12 protein-coding genes are annotated in these 13,365 nt (G+C 62.3%); 4 read left to right on the top strand and 8 right to left on the bottom strand.

All coding sequences use genetic code 11. The features are described 5' to 3' along the window. Positions 1-121 precede the first annotated feature (121 nt). Entirely contained in the window at positions 122-1,432 is a 1,311-nt protein-coding gene (locus tag AC1VON_RS07410; protein WP_483121246.1) for an O-antigen ligase family protein, read from the top strand. A gap of 235 nt (positions 1,433-1,667) precedes the next feature. Here AC1VON_RS07410 and AC1VON_RS07415 read toward each other — a convergent pair whose 3' ends face one another. Both AC1VON_RS07415 and AC1VON_RS07420 read right to left on the bottom strand, forming a co-directional pair. Continuing rightward, a complete protein-coding gene (locus tag AC1VON_RS07415; protein WP_483121247.1) occupies positions 1,668-2,927 on the bottom strand; it encodes a polysaccharide biosynthesis/export family protein in 1,260 nt (419 codons plus the stop codon). Between the two features lie 84 nt (positions 2,928-3,011). Next, on the bottom strand, positions 3,012-3,689 hold the full coding sequence (locus tag AC1VON_RS07420; RefSeq protein WP_172347249.1) for a sugar transferase: 678 nt from the start codon (positions 3,687-3,689) through the stop codon (positions 3,012-3,014). A 601-nt stretch (positions 3,690-4,290) separates the two neighbouring features. Between AC1VON_RS07420 and AC1VON_RS07425 the strand changes: the two genes are divergently transcribed. Continuing rightward, on the top strand, positions 4,291-4,566 hold the full coding sequence (locus AC1VON_RS07425) for an exopolysaccharide production repressor exox (RefSeq protein WP_483121249.1): 276 nt from the start codon (positions 4,291-4,293) through the stop codon (positions 4,564-4,566). A 59-nt stretch (positions 4,567-4,625) separates the two neighbouring features. Here the strand turns inward: AC1VON_RS07425 and AC1VON_RS07430 are convergent, their stop codons facing one another. The 6 genes from AC1VON_RS07430 to AC1VON_RS07455 all read right to left on the bottom strand — a co-directional run bounded on the left by AC1VON_RS07430 (position 4,626) and on the right by AC1VON_RS07455 (position 10,541). Beyond that, positions 4,626-6,470 (bottom strand): ABC transporter ATP-binding protein, encoded by a 1,845-nt coding sequence (locus AC1VON_RS07430; protein WP_483121251.1) that lies wholly within the window; start codon positions 6,468-6,470, stop codon positions 4,626-4,628. Between the two features lie 8 nt (positions 6,471-6,478). Continuing rightward, positions 6,479-7,495, bottom strand: a complete 1,017-nt coding sequence (locus tag AC1VON_RS07435) for a phosphoenolpyruvate carboxykinase (ATP) (protein ID WP_483121253.1) — start codon at positions 7,493-7,495, stop codon at positions 6,479-6,481. Further along, a complete protein-coding gene (locus tag AC1VON_RS07440; RefSeq protein WP_483121255.1) occupies positions 7,492-9,456 on the bottom strand; it encodes a lasso peptide isopeptide bond-forming cyclase in 1,965 nt (654 codons plus the stop codon). The genes AC1VON_RS07435 and AC1VON_RS07440 overlap by 4 nt, the downstream gene beginning before the upstream one ends. Beyond that, positions 9,453-9,863: a lasso peptide biosynthesis B2 protein gene (locus tag AC1VON_RS07445; RefSeq protein ID WP_246740851.1), complete on the bottom strand. Its 411-nt coding sequence runs from the start codon at positions 9,861-9,863 to the stop codon at positions 9,453-9,455. The genes AC1VON_RS07440 and AC1VON_RS07445 overlap by 4 nt, the downstream gene beginning before the upstream one ends. Positions 9,864-9,954: 91 nt before the next feature. After that, positions 9,955-10,254 carry a PqqD family protein gene (locus AC1VON_RS07450; RefSeq protein WP_172347243.1) on the bottom strand — a complete coding sequence of 100 codons (300 nt, stop codon included), beginning with the start codon at positions 10,252-10,254 and terminating at the stop codon, positions 9,955-9,957. A gap of 134 nt (positions 10,255-10,388) precedes the next feature. Further along, a complete protein-coding gene (locus AC1VON_RS07455; RefSeq protein ID WP_010913078.1) occupies positions 10,389-10,541 on the bottom strand; it encodes a lasso peptide in 153 nt (50 codons plus the stop codon). A 517-nt stretch (positions 10,542-11,058) separates the two neighbouring features. Here AC1VON_RS07455 and AC1VON_RS07460 point away from each other — a divergent pair. Next, a complete protein-coding gene (locus tag AC1VON_RS07460) occupies positions 11,059-12,189 on the top strand; it encodes a nucleotidyltransferase family protein (protein ID WP_483121258.1) in 1,131 nt (376 codons plus the stop codon). Between the two features lie 65 nt (positions 12,190-12,254). Beyond that, entirely contained in the window at positions 12,255-13,277 is a 1,023-nt protein-coding gene (locus AC1VON_RS07465; protein WP_483121260.1) for a glycosyltransferase family 2 protein, read from the top strand. Positions 13,278-13,365: the final 88 nt, after the last annotated feature.

Raw genomic sequence — 13,365 nt, forward strand, 5'->3', positions numbered from 1 at the left:
CGGTGCGATAGGTTATATTGCACTGCACAATGGAGATGCCGTTTATTGCACGCCCCTGTTCGCGGATATGCCGGCCGGCTTGCGGCCTGCCGGACTTGGGTCGCATCGACGGGACTCTGAAATGAAGATTCCAAAGTCCCTGCTGGTCGATCCCGAGAAGAACTCGGTCTATGGCGCGTTTGCCGTTGCCCTCTCGATCTGGGCGTTCTCCTATTCCGTCATTTTCGGCCAGGTGCTGGTCCTGGCCTACTACGCCGTCTGGCTTCCGCTCATTCTGGTCGACTACCGGCGCTTCCTGCGGCAGCTGTCCAGCGCGTGGCTGCCGCTGCTGTTCGCGGCCTATGTCTGCTTCTCCGTCTTCTGGTCGCAGGCACCCGGCATCACCGCCAGGACGGCGATCCAGTACCTTTCCCACATCGCCTGTGCCTATGTCGCCGCGCGCACCGTCAGCGTGCGGACCCTGACGCTGGGCGCGCTGATCGGGATATTCTTCGTCCTCCTCTATTCGCTCAAGGTGGGCGGCTATTCCGAGGACGTGCTTGATGGCACCTACAATTTCGTCGGCGCCTTTGCCTCCAAGAACCAGATCGGCTTTGTCGGCTCCCTCGGCATCTATTTCTCCGTGGTGTTCCTTGCTTTCCTGCGGCGTGGCCGGCTGAGCTTCATCCTGACCGTGCCCGTCGTGCTGTTGTCGGCCTATGTGCTGGTTGTCTCGCATTCCGCCACCTCGATGGCCTCGATACCGGCGGTCCTGGCGCTGATCGCGCTTCTTGCCATGACCAAGCTTTTGTCACGGCGCTATCGCCGGGTGATCTTCCTGGTCGGCGCCGGCCTGATCGCCGTGGTGGCCTTCGTTGCGCTCAATCTCGGGCTCATGGACTTCGTGCTTGGCCTTTTCGGCAAGGATTCGACCCTCACCGGGCGGACCTATCTGTGGGAGCAGGGCTGGAACGCCGCGCAGCGCTCGCCGATCCTCGGCGTCGGTTATGCCGCCTATTGGGTGCAGGGTTTTGCCGAGGCCGAGCGGCTGTGGAACGAATTCTACATCACCACCCGCACCGGCTTCCATTTCCACAACACCTATGTCGAGGCGCTTGTCGAGCTCGGCTTCACCGGAGCGGCGATGGTATCGCTGATCATGCTGCGCACGCTTTACGGCCACGTCTCGACGGTGATCTTCAAGGCATGGCAGTCGGAATCGGTGGTTCTCTTCGGCGTGATGGTGCTGCTGCTTATCCGCTCCTTCGTCGAGGTCGAGATCCTCAATCCCTACATCATGGGCTCCTTCCTGATGTATTTCAGCTACTTCAAGCTGGCCCGGCTGCCTGTCACCCGCACGCGGTGGTCGCCGGCTTTCGAGCCGGCGGATGCGGCACGGGGCGAGCCAGCCTGGCCCCGCCATGTCGGTCGTCCGGCCGCCGACGCATCGTGAACTGGAGCGATTCCAGAAAAAGTATGAGCGGTTGCCCGGGAAAAGCGCGTAGCGTTTTCTCTTGGGAGTTGCGTTAAAACAAGGAGATAGAGCGGTTCGCCATTTCCGCGAAACGCTCCAATCGTTTGGCGGCCCGAAAATCGCGTCAATAAAAACCTCCACCAGGCGGGCCTGGCGGAGGTGGGAATTCCCTGAATACGGATCGAAGCGCTTGATGGCGCCGAAGTCCCGGGTCTTACTGGCTGGCCAGCGGCGCCAGCTTGACCTTGATCACATCGCCGGGCAGCACCAGCGTGTCTTCCTTGGCGGCGATTTCGCTGGTCTTGCCGTCGACATTGCGCACCAGCGAATAGAGCAGGGTAGGCTGCTGGTCGTTGGTGATGGCGGCCGTCGTCGCGGGATCGCTGGCCTGGGCTATCAGGCCTCTCTGCATATTCACCTTCAACGCGGCCTCGTTCAGGTCGGCTTCGGTCTGCTGCCGGTCGGCGGCGAGGCTCGAGCTCAACGTGTTCTGGGCATCGATGGCGTCCTGCGTCGCCTTGCTGATCGCCTGCTTGGCGGTGAGGATGGCCGTCTCGTAGTCGAGGATCTTGCCCTGCAGGTCGGTAACGGACTGCTGCGAATCCAGAAGCCGCGCATTGGCGACCAGGCCCTTCTGCGCCAGCGGACCGATGCTGGCGAGCTGCTGCTGCGCCAGGTCGACCTGCTTCTGCTGGTTGGCGATCTTCTTCTGGAGCGATTCGATTTCGGCCTGCAGGACACCCTTGAGATCGTCGAGCGCCTCAAGCTTCAGCTTCAGCGCCTTCTGGTCGGCGGTCAGGATCGTCATCTCGTCATTGACGATGGTCGGCAGCCTTGGGTCGCCCTCGACCTCCTTCGGCGCTTCGAAGCTCGTCTTGCCGGCCAGATCGGCATCGATGCGGGCGCGCCTGACGAGCAGCCGCACGCGCTGGTCGTCGGAAATATCGAAATTGCCCTTGGCGGTGACCAGGTCCTTGCCGAGCTGGGGACCGTAGTCGGTATTGCGCCTGATGCCGCCGGCGACGCTGAGTGCTTTCAGCACCGTCAGATCGGGCACATAGGGGAATTGGCCGGGATTCTGCACTTCACCCGAAATGTAGAATGGCCGGAATTGCGCCATTTCGACCGAGGCTTCGGGCTTGTCCGACAGGGCGAGCTTGTGCTGCAGCGCCTCGCCGATTGCCGCAGCGACTTCCGCCGTGGTCTTGCCGGCCGCCGGCAACTCGCCGACAAAAGGCACCGACAGCGTTCCGCCCGGGCCGACCGTGTATTCGCCGTTCACCGCCGACCAGTCGCGGAACGTGCCTTCCACGGTCTGCCATTCGGCGATGCGGATGGTGAGCTTGTCCTGCGAGCCGAGATGGTATTCCTCGGCCGCGGCGATCCGGGGAAGAAAAGCGAGCGACGCCGCAAGGCAGCTGGCCACGAGCCGAGAGCGGCCGGAAAAGCGGCCGCTGCTAAAGGCTTCGAACATGTCTGTTTTCAACTGAACGTTCCGATCCGTTTTAACCCCATCGCCCGATGAGCTTGCCGCCGGATGCCTGGTGCCTGCGGCCGGTCAGTAAGAGCCGCGTGACATCCAGACGGCCGGCACGGTCTTGATGATGATGCGCACGTCGCCGAACAGCGACCAGTTCTCGACATAGTGGCGGTCGAAGGCGACTCGGCTGTCGTACGAGACGTCGTTGCGGCCGCTGACCTGCCACAGGCCGGTCAGGCCGGGCCGGGATTTCAGATAATACACCGCGGCACTGCCGTAGATTTCCAACTCGTCACGCACCACGGGGCGAGGCCCTACAAGACTCATGTCGCCCTGCAGGATGTTGATGATCTGCGGCAGTTCATCAAGGCTGAGCTTCCGCAACACCGCTCCGACGCGGGTGACACGCGGGTCGTTCTTCAGCTTGCGGGTCGCTATCCACTCCGCATTGGCATCCGGATTGGTGGCAAGATACGCGGTCAGCACCTTGTCGCCGTCCGGGACCATGGTGCGGAATTTCAGGCACGGAAAAATCCGTCCGCCGCGCCCGATTCGACGGTGGCCATAGAAAATCGATCCACCGTCGGAAAACTTGACGAGCAGGGCAATCATCACGAACAGCGGGCTGAGAGCAATCAGACCGACCAGCGAACCGGCGATATCGAAGCAGCGCTTGATGAGGCCGCCGATCGGCGGCGGAAAATCGGTGTCAGCCTGCGAAAAGCCCGCCGTGGCCGACTTGGCAATATCCCTCATGCGGAAACTCCATGCGTTGAACGAATGGTTCACCACACGATATCAAAAAAATGTTGCAGCGCAACACACAATTTCCCGGCCCATTGAAATAGTCACGTCATGAATTGACTAAATAATAAGCTAGCAATGCACATTTTTCGGAATATTTAGCAAATTTGTGACAATAAATGGGCAAATGGAAAAAAATACGGACCTTTTTGGGGCGATTTTTGGGCAGGGCGCACTCGTTCGCCTGGGACGGCACATATTAGTGCTTTAGAAAGGTACGAGCCTCACGACTATTAACATAAAATACTACTTAATATTACGGATTGTACTGAAAAAGGCCGTCGGTTGCATGTTGAGTGAAATGCCGTCGTGTGCGTTGCAGCATGACAGAGTCGATCGCGTAAGCTCAATCAAAAATATGTGCGGTTGCCCTTGCCGCCTCCTGCTCGCCTTAATAGAATTGCAAATTATACCTGTCACAGTGGCGACAGGGTGAAAGGCCGGAAGCAACCGGCCGAGAGCGGGTGATTTAACAAGCCCGCATGACAAGGGACGGCGCTCGGGTGGGGCAATTGTTGGATATGACCCGAGCCGGTTTATGGGCTGTTGGGTAATGTCGCTTCCAAAATTCATCGTTGGGATGCTTTTCGCTCTTGCGATCGTCGTCGCCTGGTCCTGGCTTGGCGGCGCCTCGCTGGGCACGACGCTGCTGCGCCTCATCATCTGCGCGGCGGTTATCCAGGCCGGCTATTTCATCCTCGTCTATGCCATGATCGCCAGGAGCGCGCCGACGCCTGCGGACAGGCTACGCGAAGCCGAAAGAAAGCTGAACTCGCCCGACGCGCCCGAAGGCGAGAAGCTGGGCAGCGCCCGGCGCAGCCTGCATTAGGGCGTTCAGATATTCAGGTGATGCCGGCCTAGCCTGAATTCTCGCCCCCCGATCCAGCCTCAGGCCACATTGGCGGGTTCGGTTTCCGACTGTTCTCCCGACAGCATCCTGGATAGCCGGCTCGCCGGCTTCGCCTTCAGCCGCTGATACTGTCCGACCTCCACCACACGGCCGTCTTCCATCGCCACCACCCAGTCGGCGAAGGCGATCATCGATGGCCGGTGCGCTATGGTCAGGATGGTCATTGCGCCGCGCAATCCATCGATCGACCTGGCGATCAGTGCCTGGTTCTGCCAATCGAGCGCGCTGGTCGCCTCGTCGAGGATGAGCAGCGACGGCTTGCGCAGCAGCGCGCGCGCCAGTGCAATGCGCTGGCGCTCGCCACCTGAGAGGCGCGCACCACGGTCGCCGACCACGGTCTCGAGCCGCTGGCCGAGCTGTTCGACGAATTCGCTAGCATGTGCGGCGCGCAGCGCGGTCCATAGCGCGTCGTCGCTGGCCTGTGGCGCTGCAAGCCGCAGGTTCGCCGCGATCGTGTCATGCAGCAGGAACACGTCCTGGGGCACATAGGCCACCTGATCGCGCCAGCGGCGGCGATTGCTGGCGTCGATCTCGACACCGTCGACCAGGATCTTGCCGGTGGTCGGCTCGAGCAGGCCAAGCAGCATGTCGGCGATCGTGCTCTTGCCTGACCCCGAAGGCCCGATCAGGGCGGTGACCTTGCCGGCCGGAAGCCCGAAGGTGATGTCGCTCACCACCGCCTTGCCGGCGCCTTCGTCGTAGCCGAAGGAGACGCCGCGAATGTTCAGCCCGGTATCGAGCGACAGCTTTTCGGCATCGTCGAATTCGGCATGGCCCGGCTCGCGCTCGGCATCGAAGCGTGCCTGCAGGCTGCGCATGGCCATATAGGCGGGCAGGTTGATCAGCACCTGCTGGGCCTGCGTCTGCATGTCCATGAAGCGCGGCGCGATACGCATGAAAACCAGGAGCAGCACGACAATCTCGGCCAGCGACAGGTTGAAGCGGACCAGCGCCACGTAGATGAACAGGCTGAGGCCCACGACACTCGTCACCTGGAATACGGCGGTACCGATCGAGCTGTTGCGCACATAGTCGATGTTGTCGGCCTTCATCCTTTCCAGGGTTGCCTGCAACTGCGCGAAATAACTGGCCTCGACATTCAGGCTCTTGGCCACCTTGATGCCGCCGAGGAATTCCGAGACTGTCCGGTATTGATCCTGGCGGTTGCTGGTCAGGACACGCCCGAAGGCTGTGGCGCGCGAGCGAAACGGCTGCAGCGCTATGAACATCACGATGCCGATGACGATCGCAAACGCCGTCATGATCGGCGAGATGAACATGGAGATCACGAGATAGCCCACCAAAAGCACCGCGATCTGCACCAGCATCAGCAGCGAGAAGGCGGCGCCCTGGACGCGATCGATGTCGCCGGTCAGGGCATGGTCGAGGTCTGAGCTGCGCATGCGCGAGAACACCCCCCATCGCGCCTTGCCGATGCTCTCGAACAGGTTCATGCGCAAGCGGTTGATGAAATCAAACAGAAGCCTGGCCATGTAGACCGACTTGAAGCGGTTGAATGCTGCCTGCACGGCAACGAGCCCGACCAGCGCGCACAGCACCGTCGTCAGTTGCAGCGTTCCGTCCGGCACCAGCCAGCGCACGAAATCATTGTTCGGCAACCGCACCGCGAAATCCTGGTCGGCGCGCCCGACCAGGTGCAGCAGCGGCACAAGCAGCAGGATCGAGATGCCTTCCGTCAGGCTGCCGAGGATGAGGAACAGCAGCGCCGTCCAGGTCCGTCGCCCGCCGATCTGGGCAATGACGGCGCCGAACGCGGCGACATCATGAAACAGCGACAGGCGAAGGATCGAGAACTTCGACATGATTGCCCTCACCGCTGCCGACGGCCAGCCACCGGCTCCCCGGCGGCTAAACTGCCAACCGCAAGGTCGGCTTCGATCAGCTCCACCGCCTCGCCAATCCTGTCGAGGCCGGTCGGAACTTCCAGCCGGAACACGCCGACATGGTTAGCGATTGCTGAACATTGGCGAAAATGCAGCGTCGCGAAATCGCCGGACAGCGCCGCGCGGCCGAACCGCGTCACATAGGAGAATTTGATGATGGCCGGCAGGGCGGCGATACCGGGCAAGGGCGTGATCCCGGCCTTTTGGCCGCGCTCGAGGACATAGATCCTGGTCGCCGGCACCGTGCCTCCGGAGAAGGCGCCGTGCAGGCGATGTTGCATCTTCTCGATCGCCGGATGCACTTGCGGCCGCACCTCCGCCTGGCCAAGCGAAATCGCGGCCGCGGCATCTGCGGCTAGCTTGATCTGGGGAAAGCCCGGAACGATCATCGGCGTGGCCGGGTTGGCCAGGTCCAGCGCCACGACATCATCGGTAAGCAAATCATGTCCGGCTCGGATCAGCGCGCTTGCCGTCGTCGACTTGCCGGCGCCCTTGTCGCCCATGAAGATGGCGCCCCTCCCGGCCACCGCGATGGCGCTGGCATGCAGGACGAGCAGGCCACGTTGGTGCAGCAACAATGCCATCACCGGCCCGAGCAGCGGGAAGGCCAGCAGCGCGTCGTCGACGCCGGGCGCCGGCTCGATATCGATGCGGCTGAAATCACTGATCAGGAAGGCACCGACGGCATGCCATGCCAGATATTGCCGGTCCGGCTCGAAGCGGAAGATCGTCGCGGTCTCGGGCGAAGGCTTCGGCATGTCGATCATGCCGATGGCGATCAGGATATCCGGCGTCGCCGGTTCCGCCGGTTGCAGTTCGGGCAACGCCACGTCGGATGCGACGGTCAGGCCGTAGGCTCGGTAGTAACGTCGCTCCCTCATCATCCCGTCATGGGGAGGATGATCACCAAGGCAGGTGGCGAACGGCTGGTCGCGAGGCATCATGCTGGGCTCCCGCTATGCTGGACCTGCCGCAGCCAGAGTGACAGCGAGGCCGAACGCCAGACATACTGGACATCGAGAGGGGTTGCCTGATCGGGCTGGCGCAGCAGCCGGCCATATGCGGCGCTCACCTGTGGCAGGTTGACATAGGGCTCGATGCGACCGGCATCCGAGACCAGCAATTGCTCCAGCAGGTCGCGGTGGTTGCGCACCATGCCATTGACCAGATTGGCGGTGAAATCGATCTTGTCGCGCCGCCACTGGACCGCCGCCGGCAGGACGCCCTCCATCGCCCGGCGCAACACATAGCGGCCAAAGCCGTGGCTGAGTTTCTCCTCGCCCGGCAGCGCCAGGCAGAATTCGACCAGCGGCTTGTCCCAGAAGGGATACCGTGGCTCGACGCCGAAATTGGCGGCCGCCTTGTCGAGCACCTCGAAAGAGTGCGGCACATAGCCGTTCAAGAGGATCCAGCGATGGCTCAAGGCGTCGCTGGCCTGGACGCCCGGCGGCATGTATCCGGCCCGGTGGAAACGGTCGATGATCTCGGTGCGCCTGGCCAGGTCCGGATTGATCAGGTCGCGCCAGCTGCGGCCGCGCTGTATCCGCGTGGGTTTGCGTATCCGGTTCAGCGCCCGGTTCGCCAGCTGTCTCAGCCTGGCGATCCGCCATGCCGGCCCATAGAGGGTCAGGAACTGGAAATAGAGGGCGAGCGTGCTGTCGCCATAGGTGTTGGAGGCGCTGCGGACCTCGCGCCAAAGGTCCAGCCACCTGCCGCCATTGGCAAGCTCGTGCAGATGGCCATGGCCCTGTGAAACGACCTCGTCGCCGCCATGGCCGTCGAGCAGCACCTTGACGCCCTTGGCGCCTGCGGTTCTGTAGATGCCGCGGGTCAGCGTCAGGCCCGGCGCAAGGAAGGTGCCTTCCTGCTCCTCCAGCACCCGTTCGAACTCGGCGAAGGGTGCATAATTGCCGACAGGGATCAGCGTCGGATCGGTCTTTTGCTGGTCAAGCACGGCATCGATGAACGCCCGCTCATCCATCGATGAACCCTTTTCGAAGATCAGCGAGAAGGTCGGCAGCTTGGGTTTCCGCTCGGCGGCATTCTGCAGGCCGGCGACACAGGCGATCGAGGAGGAGTCGAGGCCGCCACTCAGCATCGCGCCGATCGACTGACTGCCGCGCATCCGGTTGCGCACTGATTGGGCGAACAGATGGCTAAATTCCTCCGCCGCATCCGATCGCAGCGGCCGCGTCGATGGCTCGATCTGCCAGTATCGGCGCAGCACCACCTGTTGGGCGGTGACGGTGAGGCTGTGACGCGCCGGCAGGCTGAAGATATCGCCGTAGGGCGTGGATTGCGGGTCGTCGGGAAGTCCGGCCAGGAATCCCGAAATGCGGTGCTCGCTGATGCGCGCATCGACCCCGTCGAGGCCAAGGATCGGCCCGATCTCGGAGGCAAAGGCAAAACGCCGGTCCGCGGCGTGGTAGTAGAATGGCTTGACCCCGAAATGGTCGCGAACGCAAAACAACAGCTGCCGCTCGGCATCCCAGATGGCAAAGGCGAAATCGCCCTGCAGGTGGACGGGGCAGGATTCGCCCCAGCGCAGATAGGCCCGCATCAGCAACACTGCGTCAGCGACCGATCTGTCGCGGACACCCAGCCTCGCCATCAGCTCGTCGCGATTGTCCAGCCGGCAATCGGCGGTGATGGCGAGCTTGCCGCCGGCCATGGTGAGCGGGCCGGGGCCGGCCTCATCCGTGGTGTTGAGCCAGGCGTGGCCAAGCGCGATGCCGCTGTCCAGCCACCACGAATTTCCGTCGGGACCACGGTGGCGCATGCGTGCCAGCATCTGCTGGATGTCGGTCGCCGCGTCCGCCGGCGCAGATCCCCGAACCGCGGATGCGTGTCCTCGGACCGCAATCGCGTGTCCCTGTCGCAACAGGATTCCGGCCACGCCGCTCATTTGCTGCCGTGGTCGACCAGATGCGCGAAGCCGTCGACGGAGCCGCCAAGCACGACATGGTTGTCGCTGACCAGCCAGGCATGCGCCTTCAATTGCTCGCCCGTGCCGCGTTCGATGCCGATGCGGATGTTGGAGGCATTGCCCTGGCGTGCGAGAATGTATTGACCCGAAAGTGCCTGGGTAAGGCAAGTGGCACGCGGCACGAACCGTGCAGCCGCGGCGACGCCCCAGGCGACGAGCCGCAGCTCGCCCATGCTGGCGCACTGGCGCGCGTTGAGCTGGGTCACCATGCCACGAACACGGTTGTAGGAGAACAATGTCAGCCCCAGCCGGACGGCCGCGACCACCAGCAGGCAGTGGCAGAGGAAAAGGGCTTCAGAGCCGCTCAGCGACAGAACCCTGGCCAAACTTCGCCGACCGGGCCGGCGGGTTGTCGGCCTGGGTCTTTGTTCCATCACAGGTCTTTGCCGCGGGATCATGACCTTTTGCGGAGCCTGCCTAGACGAGTGCCTCATGCTGCAGCCTCGCAAGTCCGTTTTCGGCCAGGCCTTGCAGCAATGCGTCAACGTCGGCCTTGCAGCGCTCGGCGTCGACATTGTAGCGCGCAAGCACGGCGCCGCGGATATCGGCGATCGATTTCGGCTCCTGGATCAGCTCCCAGATGAAAGCGCCGACGCCGTTGAGACTGTAATAGATATTGGATTTGAGATTGAGAAGCGCGAGGCCCTCACCAAATTCGCAAGCCACGGCATCCCCGGTGGCACTTACGCAATCGTGCTCGGATGGGTTCCAGTTCATGCCAAAACCTCGTTGCAACACACGGTCTACGCGTCGTCAGGTCAAAAGGGAAAGTCGGGGATTTTCATCCCCGGCTCCATTTATGGTCTTGGATCCCGGAGGCCCAACGTCACTCCTCCGGAACCAGGTTAGTCTCAGGAGAACGTCAGGTCGCCGATTGGGGTGTGCGCGGGAAACGACGCGTCGATTGCCGTGCTGCCACCACCGCCCTGGGTGATGGTCTCAATGGAACCATGTACCGTCAGGCTTGGCGTTTCGTACTCGTGCTTTTCAACATTCTGTTCCATTTTACTCTCCAATGAGGACTGGAAACGGCCTGTCGAGTGCCGTCAGCACTTTCATGCTGCGGTGCAATAGCTGCATGGCAGCATTTATGAGTCAAGCCTGATTTACCTCTGGTTAATCAATTGCGGGTTGCGGGCGTTACCATGCGTGTGCGGGTTGCTCAAAATTCCGCCTCTTTTGGATTGAAGCATCAAGGGATGCCTTCGGCGAGGGTGATTCTTTAAACGATTGATTTTACTTGCATAAAAAGTTGGTAATGCTGATGATTTTTTAGGCACGCCTAAAAAAGATGGATTCTTGTTAGCCGACCCATGGTGATGATCGGCCGAAACGCCTCGACGTCGGTTGCAATTCCAATCGTATATTTCGCGGTCTTCGGGAGGCTTGGCAACCGCTCTGGTTGCAAAATTTCGCACTGCGAAAGGAAAGACTTTACGCCGCCGAGGTTTTTGAGGATGCTTTGCTTCGCACCTGCAGCATACGCGTCGCGCAAACCGCGTTTTGGAGACCATGCGCTCAATGGCCTTGCCGGAAAGTTCCTATGAACGACTGCGCGCCGCCGACTGCGCCGACGAGATTGCCTATGTGCAGGCCTGCCTGCGGCTGTATTTCTCGGGCGCGGCGGCCTCGGCCGCCGATCTGTCGCGGCAGGGCCTTTCCGATGCTGCCGTCGCCGACATCGCCAGGCTGAACAAAGTCGCCACCTTCGTTCTGAAGGCGCTGTCGCGCGCGCCGGCGGGCGACAGGCCGGCTGAGCTTTCCCGATGGCTCGATACCTATCGCCGACAGACGGTCTCGATGAACGCCGCCTGCCTTATGGATTCGATGGCGATCCATCAGGCGCTGCGCGACAGGCAGATCGATTTCGTTTTTCTGAAAGGCCCGTTTCAGCAGCATCTGCTCTACGACGACCATTTCATGAAGCCTTCGGGCGATGTCGATATCCTGGTTTCGCCTGCAGGTTTCTCGACGGCGCGCGACGCGCTGCGTTCGATCGGCTACGAGGTATCAGGCAAGTCGCGCTCGGTCTGGTGGGTTCGCTTCCTTGGCGAACAGCACATGATTCGCGGAAGCGGGCCGAAATCCTCCACGGTCGACCTTCACTATCGGCTCCAGCAGCCCGGCTCGCCCAGCCCACGCGATGCCGACGGGTTCCTGCGACGCAAACGGCTGGTCGAGATCACCGGCACTGGAGTGCCGTTCACGTCGGTCGCCGACACGCTGATGCTGTCCTGCATCAGTGTCGCCAAGGCCCTGTTCAACCGCGAACCCTGCGCTGGCTATGTCTGCGACATCAGGGCCAGCGCCAACCGTCTCGACGAGGCCGATCAGCGCCGTGTTCTCGATGCGGCGGTGAGCCAGGGGCTGGACGATACGCTGCTGCTCGGCCTGCGTGCCGCCGACGTGCTGCTGGGCGGCACCGATACGCTTTTGTCGGAGCGGGCCAAGCCGATCCTTTCGCGCATCGGCAATGAGGATCTGCTCAACATGGTCATCGCGCCATGGCTGTCGTCACTGCGATGGCCGCAGCGGCGAACCGTGTTGTGGGAATTGTGCGGCCGGGCTCCCGTCCGCTATCTGGCAGAAGCCGGCTGGGCGGCATCGGCGGATATCAGCCGCCGTATCTTCGAACGGCCGGCCAGTCCGTGATGGCGATGGGCATCGAATACGTACAGGGCGAGGGCAGATCGAAACCTGTGCAAGAGGCAAAACCCATGTCGATGACGAAATCCGAGGTCTGCGTGATCATCGCGGCCAAAAACGCGGCACGTACGATCGCGGTAGCCATCGCATCCGCGTTGCGCGAACCGGAAGTGACGGAGGTCGTCGTCGTCGACGACGGCTCCACCGACAACACCGCCGAGGTCGCCCGCTCCGCCGACGACGGTAGCGGCCGGCTTGCGGTGATGCGTCTCGACGTCAATCGCGGCCCGTCCTTCGCCCGCAATGCCGCGATAGCCGGCTCGAAGGCGCCGTTCATCAGCATTCTGGATGCCGACGACTTCTTCCTCGAAGGCCGGTTCCGCAACCTGTTTGCCGGCGCCGATTGGGATTTCGCGGCCGACAACATCATGTTGATCAGGGATGACACGACAGGCGACGCGACGAAAATCGTTGCCCCGGATTTTGCCGCCGAGCCGGAATTCCTCGACTTGGAGCGCTTCGTCGAAGGCAACATCTCCAGGCGCCGCGTGCAAAGAGGCGAGCTTGGCTTCCTGAAGCCCGTGATCAGCCGCGCCTTCCTCGATCGGCACCGATTGCGCTACGATGAGAGCCTGCGGCTGGGCGAGGATTACGAACTCTACGCCCGCGCGGTCGCCCACGGGGCGCGGTTCAAGGTCATCCGCTCCTGCGGCTACGGCGCCATCGTGCGCGCCGATTCGCTCAGCGGCCGCCACAAGACGCAGGACCTGAAGCGATTGGCCGACGCGGATCTGGCGCTGTTGGCGATCGACAGCTTGCCGGAAGGTTCCAAAGCAGTGCTGCGGCGGCACGAGCGGCACGTGCGCGACAAATACCGGCTGCGCAACTTCCTTGACGTGAAGGCCGAGCGCGGGCTGGCTTCGGCCGCGGCCTATGCGTTCGCCAGTCAATCCAACCTGGTCCCCATCGTCCAGGGCGTGGCGTCCGACAAGCTCGAGGCGCTGTTTCGTCGCGTTGGCCTTGCCTCCGGGCAAAGGCATGTGCCGCCGTTGCGTTTCCTGATGGCCGGGACCAGTGCGGGCAAGGAACGGTAAGCCGCTGGGAATGCTCGCTTTGCCCCCGCCGGCAGCACGTCACCGCGCAAACCATTTCCACCGGATTTATGAGTTTACGAATTGGGTG

The organism is Mesorhizobium sp. HAY1-8B (assembly GCF_056868045.1).

Coding starts and splice junctions, on each gene's coding strand:
- AC1VON_RS07410 (WP_483121246.1), top strand. CDS start 122: ATGAAGATTCCAAAGTCCCTGCTGGTCGATCCCGAGAAGAACTCGGTC.
- AC1VON_RS07415 (WP_483121247.1), bottom strand. CDS start 2,927: ATGTTCGAAGCCTTTAGCAGCGGCCGCTTTTCCGGCCGCTCTCGGCTC.
- AC1VON_RS07420 (WP_172347249.1), bottom strand. CDS start 3,689: ATGAGGGATATTGCCAAGTCGGCCACGGCGGGCTTTTCGCAGGCTGAC.
- AC1VON_RS07425 (WP_483121249.1), top strand. CDS start 4,291: ATGTCGCTTCCAAAATTCATCGTTGGGATGCTTTTCGCTCTTGCGATC.
- AC1VON_RS07430 (WP_483121251.1), bottom strand. CDS start 6,470: ATGTCGAAGTTCTCGATCCTTCGCCTGTCGCTGTTTCATGATGTCGCC.
- AC1VON_RS07435 (WP_483121253.1), bottom strand. CDS start 7,495: ATGATGCCTCGCGACCAGCCGTTCGCCACCTGCCTTGGTGATCATCCT.
- AC1VON_RS07440 (WP_483121255.1), bottom strand. CDS start 9,456: ATGAGCGGCGTGGCCGGAATCCTGTTGCGACAGGGACACGCGATTGCG.
- AC1VON_RS07450 (WP_172347243.1), bottom strand. CDS start 10,254: ATGAACTGGAACCCATCCGAGCACGATTGCGTAAGTGCCACCGGGGAT.
- AC1VON_RS07455 (WP_010913078.1), bottom strand. CDS start 10,541: ATGGAACAGAATGTTGAAAAGCACGAGTACGAAACGCCAAGCCTGACG.
- AC1VON_RS07460 (WP_483121258.1), top strand. CDS start 11,059: ATGGCCTTGCCGGAAAGTTCCTATGAACGACTGCGCGCCGCCGACTGC.
- AC1VON_RS07465 (WP_483121260.1), top strand. CDS start 12,255: ATGTCGATGACGAAATCCGAGGTCTGCGTGATCATCGCGGCCAAAAAC.